At 47.0% G+C, this 14,823-nt stretch carries 12 protein-coding genes; 2 read left to right on the top strand and 10 right to left on the bottom strand.

All coding sequences use genetic code 11. The features are described 5' to 3' along the window. Positions 1-183: 183 nt before the first annotated feature. The 3 genes from E4N65_RS03495 to E4N65_RS03485 are packed head-to-tail and all read right to left on the bottom strand — an operon-like array spanning position 184 to position 2,035. Positions 184-633 (bottom strand): DUF2141 domain-containing protein, encoded by a 450-nt coding sequence (locus E4N65_RS03495; protein WP_253674048.1) that lies wholly within the window; start codon positions 631-633, stop codon positions 184-186. Then, a complete protein-coding gene (locus tag E4N65_RS03490) occupies positions 630-1,403 on the bottom strand; it encodes an EFR1 family ferrodoxin (protein ID WP_253674047.1) in 774 nt (257 codons plus the stop codon). Before E4N65_RS03490 ends, E4N65_RS03495 begins: the two co-directional genes overlap by 4 nt. Positions 1,404-1,417: 14 nt before the next feature. Then, positions 1,418-2,035, bottom strand: coding sequence for a TetR/AcrR family transcriptional regulator (locus tag E4N65_RS03485; protein ID WP_253674046.1), 618 nt, complete (start codon positions 2,033-2,035; stop codon positions 1,418-1,420). A 247-nt stretch (positions 2,036-2,282) separates the two neighbouring features. Here E4N65_RS03485 and gyrB point away from each other — a divergent pair, with 247 nt between their 5' ends. Then, positions 2,283-4,199 (top strand): DNA topoisomerase (ATP-hydrolyzing) subunit B, encoded by a 1,917-nt coding sequence (gene gyrB, locus E4N65_RS03480; RefSeq protein WP_253674045.1) that lies wholly within the window; start codon positions 2,283-2,285, stop codon positions 4,197-4,199. 13 nt (positions 4,200-4,212) lie between these two features. Next, positions 4,213-6,726 carry a DNA topoisomerase (ATP-hydrolyzing) subunit A gene (gene gyrA, locus E4N65_RS03475; protein WP_253674044.1) on the top strand — a complete coding sequence of 838 codons (2,514 nt, stop codon included), beginning with the start codon at positions 4,213-4,215 and terminating at the stop codon, positions 6,724-6,726. Between the two features lie 142 nt (positions 6,727-6,868). Here the strand turns inward: gyrA and E4N65_RS03470 are convergent, their stop codons facing one another. The 7 genes from E4N65_RS03470 to ileS form a co-directional block, all read right to left on the bottom strand. Further along, complete coding sequence (locus E4N65_RS03470) at positions 6,869-8,134, bottom strand: Glu/Leu/Phe/Val family dehydrogenase (RefSeq protein WP_044013150.1); 1,266 nt, start codon at positions 8,132-8,134, stop codon at positions 6,869-6,871. 195 nt (positions 8,135-8,329) lie between these two features. Beyond that, entirely contained in the window at positions 8,330-8,689 is a 360-nt protein-coding gene (locus E4N65_RS03465; protein WP_253674043.1) for a double zinc ribbon domain-containing protein, read from the bottom strand. A gap of 4 nt (positions 8,690-8,693) precedes the next feature. Next, a complete protein-coding gene (locus tag E4N65_RS03460) occupies positions 8,694-8,999 on the bottom strand; it encodes an FmdB family zinc ribbon protein (protein WP_044013152.1) in 306 nt (101 codons plus the stop codon). Positions 9,000-9,177: 178 nt separating this feature from the next. Continuing rightward, complete coding sequence (locus E4N65_RS03455) at positions 9,178-10,053, bottom strand: hypothetical protein (RefSeq protein ID WP_044013154.1); 876 nt, start codon at positions 10,051-10,053, stop codon at positions 9,178-9,180. 339 nt (positions 10,054-10,392) lie between these two features. Continuing rightward, the gene (locus tag E4N65_RS03450) at positions 10,393-10,827 is read right to left on the bottom strand and encodes a hypothetical protein (protein ID WP_144389639.1); all 435 of its coding nucleotides are present in this window, start codon (positions 10,825-10,827) and stop codon (positions 10,393-10,395) included. A gap of 290 nt (positions 10,828-11,117) precedes the next feature. Beyond that, positions 11,118-11,375 (bottom strand): hypothetical protein, encoded by a 258-nt coding sequence (locus E4N65_RS03445; protein WP_044013158.1) that lies wholly within the window; start codon positions 11,373-11,375, stop codon positions 11,118-11,120. 29 nt (positions 11,376-11,404) lie between these two features. Beyond that, on the bottom strand, positions 11,405-14,689 hold the full coding sequence (gene ileS / locus E4N65_RS03440; protein ID WP_253674041.1) for an isoleucine--tRNA ligase: 3,285 nt from the start codon (positions 14,687-14,689) through the stop codon (positions 11,405-11,407). Positions 14,690-14,823: the final 134 nt, after the last annotated feature.

The following is a 14,823-nucleotide window of genomic DNA, read 5'->3' as shown; positions in this document are numbered from 1 at the left end:
TTTTATCCAAAATTTTGCGCATTTTTTTCAACAAGCGGACAAACGCATCAGGTAGCGTAAATAAGAACCGCGGAAAAATTGAGACTGTGAGACCATTTGAACCGCGCAGAGGTTCAACTCTGGTCGAATAGTCTCAATTTTTCCGCGGAGTCGTTAAAAAACAACCTGATGCGTTTGCCCTGTTTACAGTTTGGTCAAAGGGATTGTTATCGTCATTGCCTCGCCTATTAACACCTTGTGTTTTTTGAAGTTGCCGGGAAATCCTTTTCCATTATAGTTACTGAAGCCGTACGGTTCTTTTGGTATGCCTATCGCATTTGTATTGAGTTTTCCGTCGTTGTTGACATCGTGATACACGCAAAAAGCATACTCGCCGGCCTTTAGCTGTATATGATACACCGCTTGTTCTCCGGTTACAGCCAGTTCGGCAGTTTGATACGGGAGCCGTTTGTTAAAACTTTCCGCTGAATCATGAATACTTATCACAATCGCCCCCGAATGTTCTTGTATACCGGTAACGACGATTTCAACATCGTAGTGCACTTCGCTCTGCGTTGTTTGGGCATACGCTGACCAAAGACACATCAGACAGAAAAATACGGCACATGTTTTTTTCGTATTTATCTTTTTCATGTTGTTTTCTCCTCTCCATAATTTTCAAAGCGGCACTGTTCGAATACGTCCGTACCTATCAGTGTGATCGCCTTTGTAGGACAGTTGTTGATACATCGATAACATATCGTGCAGTTTCCGGGACAAAATACGGCTTTATTGTTTTCGATATGCAATGATTTTGAGGGACAATGTGCCGCACATATTCCGCAGCCGATGCAGCGATCCGTTCGGATTTTAAGCTGCTCAGTCAGTTTTTTTGCATGCCGTTTAAACCACAGGCGTTGTCCGAATAAACCTGCAATGTGATGCAAAAGGGACAAGCCGTCTTTGGGATAGATGCCCCGCTTTATACCATCTGCCGTTTGTTCAATTTTTTTTTCTGCCACCAATATGAGAGTTCTATTTTCTTCAAGCGTTTTTTTCAAAAGCTTTACATCGGCAATACAGTCCGGCATTCGTATGTGCAAACCTCCTGTAACAACGGCGCCGTATTTTTGAAGCAGCCGCGCCGCAAGTCCCACGCCGTCTCCGCTAAAAAGCCCCATCGTCGCAATAACGAAAACGCGCTTTCTGTAAAACATATCGGCATGTTCTACAATAAACATTTTTACAATACGCGGAATGTCGCTGAAATAAATGGGGTAGCCGATCGCAATTTCATCCGATATGCGTAAGACTTCAAGAGCGCCTCTTGTTTCGATGCTGAAAGCCTTGCCTCCCGTTGCTTTTGTCAATACTTCCATGCAGTATTTTGTATTGCCTGTTCCACTAAAATAAATTCCATTCATATCATATCCCATTACTATCCCGCGCACGGTGAGTTTAAAAAAGACGGTTCAAGCAAATCCATAAAATCGGTGATTTTTTCTTTCCAATTTTTGTCGTAGCGGACATTTTTCATTGTTGCCAATGCCGTCAGTCCGTGTATAAAAGCCCATGTCGTTATGAGAATATCGTTTTGCTTTTCTTTCGAAACCGTACTTTGATCGAGCAATGAAAGAACGCTATTTTTATACAGAATAAAGGGGGTGTAATTTTCCCCATCCGGTATCGATAAAGTTAAATCCACCTTGATATCGGAGTTGGCATACAAAAATTGAAAATAAGAGGGATTATCAATAAAAAAAGAAACATAGGCTATACCTATATCTTTTAATAATGCGGCAGGATTTTTATTTTCGACGATAGCCGCCTCGAGTATTTGCGAAAAACGCTCGGTGATATGCAGCTGCATTGCGCTCAACAATTCTTCCTTGTTGTGAAAATGGCTGTACGGAGCAGCATGACTGACTTTACAGGCAGCTGCCGCTTTTCTCAGCGAAAAAGATTGTAAGCCATCGGCGTTAACAATTTCGATTCCTTTTTCAATCAATAGATTTTTTAGATCCTTGCGGTGGTAAGGCAAATTCGACGTACTCATAATCTCCTCTCAATCTTTACACTGACAAGATAATAGCTTATAATCTTTACAGTGTCAAGATTATACTCCTTGCTTGTATGCAAAATTTTACATAGTTCATTTTATACGGAAGGATAAACACTCATTTTACGCCTCCTTTACTTTTTCGGCCGATTATAGTATGATAGCTCGATTTTCATAAAGAACGGGAACTTCTATCATTATCATCATTTTATATTCCCTTCATTTTATTCTCTAAGGACAATGCATGACAACGCCTTCATATTCAGCGGAAAATATTACGGTTTTAAAGGGGCTGGACGCCGTCCGCAAACGCCCCGGAATGTATATCGGCTCTACCGGTCCTGACGGGCTGCATCATTTGGTATACGAAGTTGTCGACAACTGTATCGACGAAGCGATGGCGGGCTATTGCGATACCATTTTGGTCGTATTGGAAAAAAACGATACCGTCAGGGTAGAGGATAATGGACGCGGTATTCCTGTCGATATTCACCCCGAAGAGGGTGTGAGCGCGCTGGAGTTGGTTTTGACACGGCTCCATGCAGGCGGTAAATTCGACAAGGGTTCGTACAAAGTTTCCGGCGGTTTGCACGGTGTCGGTGTGTCTGTCGTCAATGCGCTTTCTACCAATATGGAAGCGATTGTTTGCAGGGACGGCTTTGAATATGTGCAAAAATTTGCACGCGGCGAACCGCTCGGCCCAGTTACCAAACGGGGAGAAACGCAAAAGCGCGGCACTACCATCCGCTGGACTGCCGACCCGACTATTTTTACCGAAACGACCACCTATAACTTTGATGTACTGGCAGTCCGGTTGCGCGAACTCGCCTTTTTGAATAATACCATCAGCATCACACTACGCGACGAGCGGCTTTCCACACCCAAAGAAGTAACCTTTGCCTTTGACGGCGGGCTTTCTCACTTTGTGCGCTACTTGAACGAAAGTAAGCAGGTGCTGCCCAAAGAACCGATCTATTTTGACGGTGAAAAAAACGATGTCATTGTTGAACTTGCAATGCAGTACAACGACGGCTATAAAGAAAACATCCTTTCCTTTGTCAACGATATTAACACACGGGAGGGCGGTACCCATCTCGAAGGCTTTAAAACGGCGCTCACCCGCGTGATGAATGAATTCTTGAAAAAAAACGCCAAGCTTTCTAAAAAGATGGAAAAAGAAGAAAAGCTGATGGGTGAAGACGTGCGCGCCGGTTTAACGGCGGTACTATCGGTCAAAGTTCCCGAACCTCAGTTTGAAGGACAGACGAAAACCAAGCTCGGCAACAGCGATGTGCGCAGCATCGTTGACACCTTTATCAACGAAAAACTCACCCTCTTTTTTGAGCAAAACCCGACCGAAATCGATAAAATCCTCGAAAAAGCAGTAGGAGAAGCAACCGCCCGTATCGCAGCGCGCAAGGCAAAAGAAGCAACTCGCCGGAAAAGCGGGCTGGACAGCTTCGGACTGCCGGGGAAACTTGCCGACTGTTCTTCCAAAGACCCGGAAAAATGTGAGGTTTACATTGTAGAAGGTGATTCAGCTGGCGGTTCCGCAAAGAAGGGACGCGACAGCAAGACGCAGGCAATTTTACCGCTCTGGGGAAAGATGCTGAACGTCGAGAAGACCCGGCTCGACAAGGTACTCAGTAATGAGAAACTCCAGCCGATTATCGCAACACTTGGTACCGGCATCGGTGAAGACTTTAACCTTGATAAAATCCGCTACCACAAGATTATCATTATGGCTGATGCCGATGTGGACGGTTCCCATATCCGCACGCTCTTACTCACCTTCTTTTTCCGCTATATGCCGGAACTGATTGAACACGGCTATGTGTATCTCGCAATGCCGCCGTTGTATAAAATTTCCTATAATAAAAAAGAATGGTACGTGTATGACGACAGCGAACGGGACAGTATTTTGAATGAGATTGGGCGGAATGTGAACCCTGCAGTACAGCGGTACAAGGGTTTGGGTGAAATGGACGGCACGCAGCTCTGGGAGACAACGATGGATCCCGCCCGCCGTAAGATGATGCGGGTGACCCTGCCCGATGCGGTAGAGGCTGACCGGATTTTCAGCACACTGATGGGCGAAGAAGTAGAGCCGCGCCGCAAGTTTATCGAAGAAAATGCGGTGTACGCAAATCTCGATGTGTAATGGAGCATAAAACGTGGAAGAGATAAAAACGCCGGAAGGCGGGGTGTTAATCCCCATTCCGATTGAAACTGAAGTAAAACGTGCATATATAGACTATTCGATGTCGGTTATTGTGAGCCGTGCGCTGCCTGATGTGCGGGATGGCTTGAAGCCGGTACACCGCAGAATCCTCTATTCAATGGAGGAGAAGAACTTGCGCTATTCGGGGCCGACGCGCAAATGCGCGAAGATTGTCGGTGATGTGCTGGGAAGTTACCATCCGCATGGCGATGCCTCCGTATATGATGCACTTGTCCGTTTGGGGCAGGATTTTTCACTCCGGTATCCGGTAATCCATCCGCAAGGAAACTTCGGTACCATCGGCGGCGACCCGCCTGCAGCCTACCGTTATACGGAAGCAAAGATGGCGCGGCTTGCGGAGTCGATGGTAGAGGATATCAAAAAAGATACCGTTGATTTTATTCCGAACTTTGATGATTCTACGCAGGAGCCGACCGTTCTGCCGGGTAAATTTCCGTTCTTATTGGCGAATGGTTCAAGCGGTATTGCCGTCGGTATGGCAACCAATATGCCGCCGCACAACCTACGCGAAATTGCTCAAGCGGTATCCGCCTATATCGACAATCCCGACATTACCATTGATGAGCTTGCCAAATACATCAAAGGGCCGGACTTTCCGACCGGCGGCATTATCTTCGGCAAAAAGGGCATCCGGCAGGCGTTTAAAACCGGACGCGGGAAGATTTTAGTCCGCGGTAGGTTCAATATCGAAGTTGATAAAAAAGGCAAGGAAACGATTATCTTTACCGAAGTGCCTTATCAGGTAAACACCACGGCGCTCGTTGCTAAAATCGGTGAACTTGCCCGTGAAAAAGTGATAGAAGGGATTGCAGCCGTCAACGATGAAACCTCAGACCGCGCCGGCTTACGGCTGGTTATCGAGTTGAAGCGGGGAGCAATCGCAAAGGTTGTGCTGAACCAGCTCTTTTCCAAGACAGCGTTGCAGTCCTCCTTTGGCGTTATCAATCTTGCATTGGTGGATGGGCGACCGCAAACACTGACGCTCAAACAGCTGGTCGGCTACTTTGTGGCACACCGGCAGGAGGTTGTTACCCGCCGCGTCCGTTTCGACCTGAAAAAAGCTGAAGAACGAGCTCATATTTTACGCGCCCTTATCGTCGCCATCGACAACATCGATGAGGTGATCAAGATTATCCGCGGCTCCCGCGATACGGCAAGCGCCAAGAATGCATTGATGGAGCGGTTCTCGTTTGACGACATACAGGCGCAGGCCATCGTTGATATGCAGCTCAAGCGCCTCACCAGCCTCGAAATTGAAGACCTCCGCAAGGAATTACAGGAGCTTGAACTGCTGATCGAACACCTGAAAGACCTCTTGGCGCATCCTGAAAAGATTCTTGCGCTGATTAAGCAGGAAACCGATGAACTTGCAGAGAAATTCGGCGATGACCGCCGTACCGATATTGTCAGCGATGAGGTGGAAGAGATCAACATCGAAGACCTCATCAAAAAAGAGCAGATGGTAGTGTTGGTTTCCAACCTCGGCTACATCAAGCGGGTGCCGGTTACCGCCTACAAGCGGCAGAACCGCGGCGGCAAGGGTTCCAATTCGGCAGCCTTGGTTGAAGATGACTTTATCGACCAGATTTTCACTGCTTCCACGCACGACTACATCATGTTTATCACTAATGAGGGGAAGGCATACTGGGTTAAGGTACACGAAATCCCCGAAGCGAGCCGTACAAGCCGCGGTTCTCATATCAAGTCGCTGCTCGCCGTATCTTCCGACGAGGAAATTACTACGATTGTATCCTTAAAAGAGTTTAGTAGCGACACATACCTACTGATGGCGACGGCAGGCGGCATTGTGAAGAAGGTACAGACCGACAGCTTCCAGAATGCCAAAACGCGCGGTATTATCGCCATTAAGCTCGATGAAGGGGACAAGCTCGTAAGTGCGATCCTTACCACCGGTAAAGATGAGCTGATGCTGGTAACCCGGCACGGACAGGCGCTCCGCGTTTCCGAAACCGAAATACGCGACCAAGGCCGCGCTTCGCATGGGGTAATCGGTATTCGGTTGTCCGGCGGGGATGAGCTGACCGGCGCGCTTCGGATTAACGGCGGTAAGCTCCTCGTGATGAGCGAGAACGGCTACGGCAAGCGGGTTGATTTTTCCGAGTTTTCTCCGCATGGGCGCGGTACAGGCGGGCAAAAGGTGTACACCATTACCGAAAAAACCGGCGAAGTGGTCGGATTGCTTGCCGTCGCTGACGATGACGAAATTGTCTGCATCACCGGACAGGGAAAGACCATCCGCGTGCAGGTTTCTTCTATTAATGTGATGGGACGCGCCGCGCAGGGTGTTAAAATTCTCGATATCGAAAGCCCCGACCAGCTCATCGGGTTGGATGTGGTTGCACGCGAGGATGAAGAAGACATCGCGCCGCCCGCTTCGGAAACAACCTTCAACGGAGAGCTTGACCTCGACGGAGGGGATGTTTAGCATAAAAAAAGGCGTATCGGCTTCTTTTTAAGGAACCGATACGCCTTGCAGATTAACCCTTTTATCTAACCGTATAGGAACCTCTAAAAATGAAAGTCTTTAGAGGTTCTCGTATATTTTCAGGCAGATAGGAAGTTCGGGATTAATACCAGCCTCTTACCTTCATCGCTTCATCAATTCTCTTGATGGATTTCATGTAGGTTGCTTGGCGGAACGAAACGTTCTTTTCTTGCTTCAATGCCCAAATCGGGTTGAATGCATCGACCATTGCACGCTCTTCTTTCTCTTCAACTTCTTTTTCAGTCCAGTAGTAGCCGTAGAGGTTCTGTACCCATTCAAAGTAAGAAACCGTAACACCGCCGGCATTAGTCAGAATATCGGGAGTAACGAGGATACCTTTCTTGTAAAGGATATCGTCCGCTTCCAACGTGATGGGGCCGTTTGCACCTTCACAAATCAATTTTGCTTTGATCAGGTTGGCTTCGTGCTCTTTAATCGCGTTTTCCATTGCGCAGGGGCTGATAACATCGACATTCAATGCCCAGAAGTCATCGAGAGAGATTTTCTTCGCACCGGGTACGTGGAGCAAGCTGCCGTCTTTTGTCTTTGCATCGTTCAATTCTTCAAAGGTAAAACCGCTTTCTTTATAGGTCGCATAGGTGCCTTCTTTCTTATCGAATTCTGCAACTGCAACAACTTTTCCGCCCAACTTAATGATGTTCTTAACGGTGAACTTTCCAACGTTTCCGAAACCCTGAACGGCAACGGTTGCTTTCTTTAAATCCATACCGATTGCTTTGCATGCTTCACGCATAATAACGGCAACACCGAAACCGGTTGCTTCGTTTCTTCCCTTGGAACCGCCGTAGGTGAGCGGCTTACCGGTAAATACACCGATGGTCTGCTCCCCAGTGAGTTTATTGTATTCATCCTGCATCCATGCCATGATCTGGCCGTTGGTATTGACGTCCGGAGCAGGTACGTCTACTTTTTCGCCCAAATACTTATACATACCGCGTACCCAGCCGCGTGAAAGCTGCTCAAGCTCGCGCTGAGAAAGTTCCGAAGGATCAACCGTGATGCCGCCCTTTGATCCACCATACGGGATACCTGTTACTTGGCACTTAATACTCATCCACATTGACAGAGCTTTAACTTCATCTGCATTAACATTTTGATGGAATCGGATTCCGCCCTTGTAGGGACCGACCGCATCGTTATGTGCAGATCTATATCCCTTAAATACCTTGATAGAACCGTTATCCATCTTTACCGGAATGGAAATTTCAATTATCCGTTGCGGTTCCTTCAATAATTCATATACCGCGGGATCCGTACCCAAAGCATCGCATGCTTTTTTTACTTGTGCCTGTGCATTCGCTAACGGGTTTAAGGTTTCTTTGCTCATAAAACTCCTCCACAATAAGTTTCAGCAAACAATTATATTATGGTAAAAATGGAACTAAAAACTTTAGCTATACTCATTTTACCTCACTTATATTATCTATAAGTATAGAACCGAAATTGCTAACAGTCAAGCAAAAATTTACCGTATCTTCAGGGTATTAGAATAGCATCGATGTTGTTGTTCGAAATAAATAACTTAAACGAGGAAGAAAATTGCCGCAAGAACCGCACAAAGTAAAAGGACTACCCCGTATACCCATAAAGGTAAGGGGTCGGCGTCGGTGCGGGCATCGGCTTCATGTCCGACGTATTGCACAATACGGAATTTCTTTTTTTTTCGTTTTTTTGTATTATCTTTTTTGTTCTCTTGCTGATCAGGAGTGAACGCATAGCCGCATGAGGGACATCCGTCTTTAAACTCTTTATGTGTTCCGGTAAATCCGCAACTGGGACACCGCACGGAGGCAAAAAAACGACCGCAATGAGGACAGATCACTGCATCACGACGAACTTCTGCATTACAATTTTCACAAAAAAACTTAGGTTGTTTATTCATATACTTAGCTTGAACACGAACAGCCGCCTGAGCATCCGCAGCCTCTACTGCACGAATGAGCCGTTTTGTCTTTCCCTTGCGAAGAGGAACCTTGCACATCAGCCTTCTTCGCATCTGCAGATACAGATGCTTTTTGCGTATCGGTTTGATAAAAGCCTTTACCGGTAAAATTTAATCCAAAACCAGCCGAGAATACTTGATGAGCAGATGCTCCGCATTGCGGACAAACTACAGCAGGCGTATCGGTCATTTTATGCTGTACCTCGAAAGAAGCTCCGCAAGAATCGCACATATAGTCATACGTAGGCATAAGCCCTCCACAGATCAATCAAGTAATTAAAACGCTCTATGAGCAGCCGAAGTTATACCGTCCTTAAAATGCAACGGTTGAGAGAATATCAATTCTCGAGAACTGATGCATTATGCCATTTCGGAATAAAATGAGAAATGGCGTACAATAAGTAAGCTTTCAGTAGAAAACTTGACGGTTAACGAGGCTGCGCAATGTTAGCAGCCGAAGTTATACCCTGTAGCATTGTAATGAGCTCTGTTTCTGTAATATCGGCATTTTCTACAAAAATAGAAGAGTCTTGAACGGAAAAAGCTCCATTCAGACCATGACTCAGAAGCAGCCGGACAACAAGAGCTGCGCGAGCGTCTATTGCTTCAAATACTGCAGAACAACGATACATTGAGTTGATATCTCTTTTCAGATAAAGCTCTATCGACCGTATCGGCAGCTCAATATCCTCTAAGCCTAACAAAGCGGATACTACGGAGCCTCCCGAACGGGCATATAAGCCGATTTCACCTACCCTACCGGCTTCACTCAGCGCTTGAAATCGGGGCGGAAATATCGGGGGCTGAGGCTCGGCTATCCGCTGCAAAAACGCTGCCGAATTTCGTTGATTGCCGCCTAAGCACATAAAGGCTATTTTTTCCTGAACCACTATATCAGCAACCGCAGAAGAATAATAGGTACGATTGTTCAGTGCTGCCGAGCGGCGTTTTTCCCAACCGTCTTTTTTAGAAAACAGCAAATCTCCCAAACTGACAGGATAAGAACCGCTCGAAACAACGGTTACCGATGGCGGCGCCCCGTAGTCTGCACCGATATACAGTACCGATGTCCGGTTTAAGTACTGCAGAGCGGTTCTCTCCGGCACAAAAGCGGTAAACAGAGCTTTTAAAAGCGGTTCGTTCCCGATAACCGGAGCAACTATATACACATCGGCGTCCGATCCAACAGCACCGAATGCTCGTATATCATACTCAACAGAACGTGATACGCAGCTGCTTGCCAGTATAAGTGCCGCAATAATACAGCCGACTCCGAATATTTTAGAAAAGTAAAGCTTTTGCATGTAATTCCCCTTATCTTGAATGATTCAACCTTGAGGAAGACGCAAAAGTTAGTTGTTTTTTCGCCATCCCAGCCCACTATAATACGTACGAGGACATACTGTCAATTTGAAATCATCAGAATATTGTGGATTTTCTAATATGGGAATCATATTCGTAATATGTAGTTCCATCTTTTAGAGAATTTTTATAAGTACATTTTCTAAAGTCATCTGTATATGTCCACCATTCATGATGTTCACCAAGTACTGCCTGACTATATCTATGAACTAATTTATGATTTTCATATTCTGCATGGTAATTTAAATATGGTTCACCACCAATCGTGCTATGAAAATATGTCATATCACCATTTGAGTCATATTCGTAAAAGTATTCAATTTTCCATTTTTCGCATCATAAAAAAATATTTCCGCTTTATCTGCTGATTTCATAATTCTCGCACGTTCAGTCCATTCACGGTTGTAGGTAATGTAACGGCTAGCTGCAAACATTGGGAGCTTTTCTAAATAGTTGGTTTTATGAATATAACAACCGTTTCCATTGTACCTACCAGCAACAAGCAAACTTGATTTTGCATCTGGATTATCAAAACCCACACTATCAGCCACTAAATAGCAAAGCATATCTTTACTGTAAAGCGGTTTTATTCTCTTTTTTACTGAATCATCTGCTTCTAGTCCATTGAGACCAGTTAAAATACCATCAAAGGTTGATTCCCTAAAATCGGATTTCTCATAATACTTTGTACTAAAAAGTTCATGAATTTTTTTCACAGGCAATATGAGTTCATCAGAGATAGAATAATCGTATACTTAGGGTCATCTATATACTGCTTTATAACTTCATTTTCTACATACTCTTTTGAAAGTGCATCCGCCGATGTGTCGCTTACTCATTTTATGAGCCGTGTTGAAAAAAAATTAGAAAAAAGCGATACGCAGGAAAACGATTAAAAGTGTATAGCACCACAAAAAAAGAGACTGCCGATATCATTTCAGCAGTCTCTTTTTCCGTCGTATTCAGGTGGGGGAAAGGGCAAGCCCTTTCCCCCACCACGTGATGTTCATTCTTTAAGCGCCATGATGAGGATACCGATCGTATAAATATGTATGCACACCATGATTGCTCGGAAAATAAGCGATAGAAGCTCGCCTTGCCCAATATAAATAGAAGTCGGTCCGTCAGCACCGCCTATTATTGCAATTGCACACGCACTATAAAATGAGGTAAAGACCGTCGTCGCTTGCGCTTGCAGCGGAATGAGACCTATGTTTAATATCAGCGCTATTATCAATAGCGTTTTCCGTACACTTCTTTTCATACTCTGCAATTTCAGAGGCTCTACCTCTCCTACACTCCAGCCGCCTTCTCCAGCGCGATGTGCCAGCAAAGCCCGTCGCCCATGTCAAGCTCAGCAGCAGTCTTTCCTGCAGGCAGCTGCACGCCAAAGGCCGCCTCGACAGCCAAGGTCTCATTCATCAGGTAGTCCTTGTTTGCCTCGAACGCTTTCTGCAAGAGGCGCTTTCCGTCCGTATCGGTGCCGGAAACAGAAAGCGTAATCCGGTCGGTTACTTCAAGCCCGGACTCCTTCCGCAAGTTTTGCACCGCGCGGACGAGGTCGCGGATATAGCCTTCCAGCAGCAACTCCTCGGTTACCTGCGTATTAAGAGCAACCGTCAACGTCCCTTCGTTCAGCACCTTGAGGTTCGCCTTTTCAATGCGGTTCAGGATCACCTTGCCGGAAGTCAGCTCAACAGCCTGCCCCTCAACATCAATGCTCAAGGTTGCACCGTCAAAGAGGCTTTCGATCTCCGCGGAAGAGAGTTTTTCAATCTGAGCCGCTGCGGTTTTCATCTTTGCACCGAGCTCTTTTCCCAGCACCTTAAAATTCGCCTTTGCGGAATACTCAACCAGCTCATCTTCTTTGTCGTGGAAAATCACCTCTTTCACGTTCAGCTCTTCCATAATGCTGCTTTCCATTTCACGTAAGACCGACTTCTCCTGCTGGTTTTTCGTAACAATTTCCACAGCCTTGAGCGGCTGGCGGATTTTCAAATTGAACTGATACCGGAGTGCCCGTCCCATCGACACGGCTTTTTGCACCGTCTCCATCTTAAACTCAAGCTCGGTATCCCGCGCCGCTTCCGCATAGACGGGATAATCCGCCAAGTGTACGGAAAGGGGATCATCCGCTGTTCTCAAGTTTTGCCAAATCGATTCGGTAATAAACGGCACGACCGGAGCCGCGACCAGTGCAAACTTCTTGAGCGCGCGGTACAGAGTCTCGTAGGCTTGCGCCTTATCGCCGTCGTTTTCGCTCTTCCAGAAGCGGCGGCGGGAGCGGCGGATATACCAGTTGTTCAGCTGATCGATATACGCAACAATCGGGTCAATCGCCTTCGTAAGGTCGTAATCGTCCAACGCCGCCGTTACATCAAACACAAGCTTTTCAGTTACGGAGAGAATCCAGCGATCAAGCGGATTGTTCAGCTCTTTCACAAAGGCGGCGATGTGGGCATCCGTGCCGTCGAGTTTCGCATGGGCAGGCGGCGTAACACCGTCGATGTTCGCATACGTAACGTAGAAGCTGTAGCTGTTCCACAGCGGGATTAAAATACCTTTCAGAATATCGCGCACACCGTCATCGGAGTATTTCAAATCCTCCGCCTTGACCACGTTTGAGTGCATCAGGAACAAGCGCAGCGCATCCGCCCCGAATTGCCGGACAACCTCATTGGGATCGGTATAGTTCCGCAGCGACTTAGACATCTTTTTCCCGTCGGTTGCCAATACCAGCCCATTGACAATACAGTTTTCAAAGGCGGGGCGGTCAAACAACGCAGCCGCCAAGACAGTCAGCGTATAGAACCAGCCGCGGGTTTGATCCAGCCCTTCGGAAATAAAATGAGCGGGGAAGTGCTCTTCAAAGTATTTTTTATTCTCAAAGGGATAGTGCACTTGCGCATAGGGCATCGCACCGGACTCAAACCAGCAGTCCAGCACTTCCGGAACACGGTACATCGTTTTGCCGCACTGCTTACACGGTATGGTAATCTTGTCAACAAAGTGCTTATGCAAGTCTTCAGGATAAACACCGCTCAATGCTTTCAGTTCATCGCGACTTTCCACACAGAGGGAGTGTCCGCAGTCGGGATTGGAACACTTCCAAATCGGCAGCGGATTTCCCCAGTACCGGTTCCGGCTGATTGCCCAGTCGCGGGCGCCTTCAAGCCATTTACCAAAGCGTCCTTCTTTGATATGAGCAGGCTGCCAGTTGATTTTGCTGTTTGCCCGCAGCATCGCGTCCTTTACCTTTTCCACCGAAACAAACCAGCTGCTCACTGCACGGTAAATGAGCGGGCTTGAACAGCGCCAGCAGTGCGGATAGGCGTGCAGGATTTGATCCCGTTTCACCAGTTTCCGCTCAGCCTTCAGCCGCTCCATAATATCTTTATCAGTATCTTTTACAAAGCGTCCCTGATAGTCCGGAACCTCCGCTGTAAACTTACATTCGGCATCAACAGGGCAGATCATCGGTATTCCGCTGCCCTTGAATAGCGTGCTATCCTCTTCACCAAAGCCCGGCGCCGTATGGACAATACCCGTACCGTCTTCCGTCGAAACAAAGTCGCCGATTAAAGTCTGGAACGCACCCCGTCCTGCATCATCGGAACTGCCGTCCTCTTTTACGGTCAAATTCGCAAAATACGGGAAGAGCGGCTCATAGCAAATACCTTGCAGCTCTGCGCCTTTTTTCTTCCATACAATGGTGCATTTTTCCGGTTCACGGTAGTACGCAGCTAAGCGGGATTCCGCAAGAATATAGTGCTCCCCTTCATCGGCAACCAGCACGTAGTCGATATCCGCGCCGAGTGCAAGCCCCAGGTTGCTCGGCAGTGTCCACGGGGTGGTCGTCCACGCCAAAAGATAGGTGTTCGGCGGAAGCGCCACGGCAGCAAAGGTTTTCGCTGCAGGAGTTCCCGCAACGGTGTACCGCACCTTAAAGCGGATGGTAATCGCAGGATCGTGTACATCCTTATAACCGCCGAGATTCAGTTCATGATTGGAAAGCACCGTGGAACAGCGCGGGCAGTACGGCAGAATATAGTGCCCCTCATACAACAGCCCCTTCTCCCACAGCTGCTTCATCACCCACCAGATCGACTCCATATACGCCGGTTCCATCGTCTTATAGTCGTTATCAAAATCAACCCAGCGCCCCAGCCGATTAATCGTATGCCGCCACTCCTTCACGTACCGCAGCACACTCGCCCGGCACGCCTCATTAAACTTGGCAATACCGTACTTTTCAATGTCGGTCTTCGAGTTCAGCCCCAGCTCTTTTTCGATCAAGTTTTCTACCGGCAACCCATGACAGTCCCATCCAAACCGCCGCTCAACCTTCTTTCCTTTCATCGTCTGATAACGCGGAATAATATCCTTAATCGTACTCGGCACAAAATGCCCAAAATGCGGCAGCCCCGTTGCAAAGGGCGGGCCGTCAAAAAACACGTACTCATCAGCCCCCTCACGCTGCGCAACTGACTTCTTAAAAACATCGTGATCTTCCCAAAAGCGCAAAACCGCTTCTTCCTGTTTCGGAAAATCCACCTTAGGATCAACCGGTGTATACATACCTCATACTCCTTGTCTATAAAAGGCGTTATCTGGAACCCCTAAAACTTTAATCTTTAGAAATGCCCCTCTTTCACTAAAACGCACATCTATTTATCTGTGTAGTTTCAATTTTTTGTGTTGTTATGTCAATA

This window comes from Treponema sp. OMZ 855 (genome assembly GCF_024181145.1).
Taxonomy (GTDB): domain Bacteria; phylum Spirochaetota; class Spirochaetia; order Treponematales; family Treponemataceae; genus Treponema.
The sequence above is the reverse complement of the archived record's forward strand: the minus strand, read 5'-3'. Positions and strand labels throughout refer to the sequence as shown.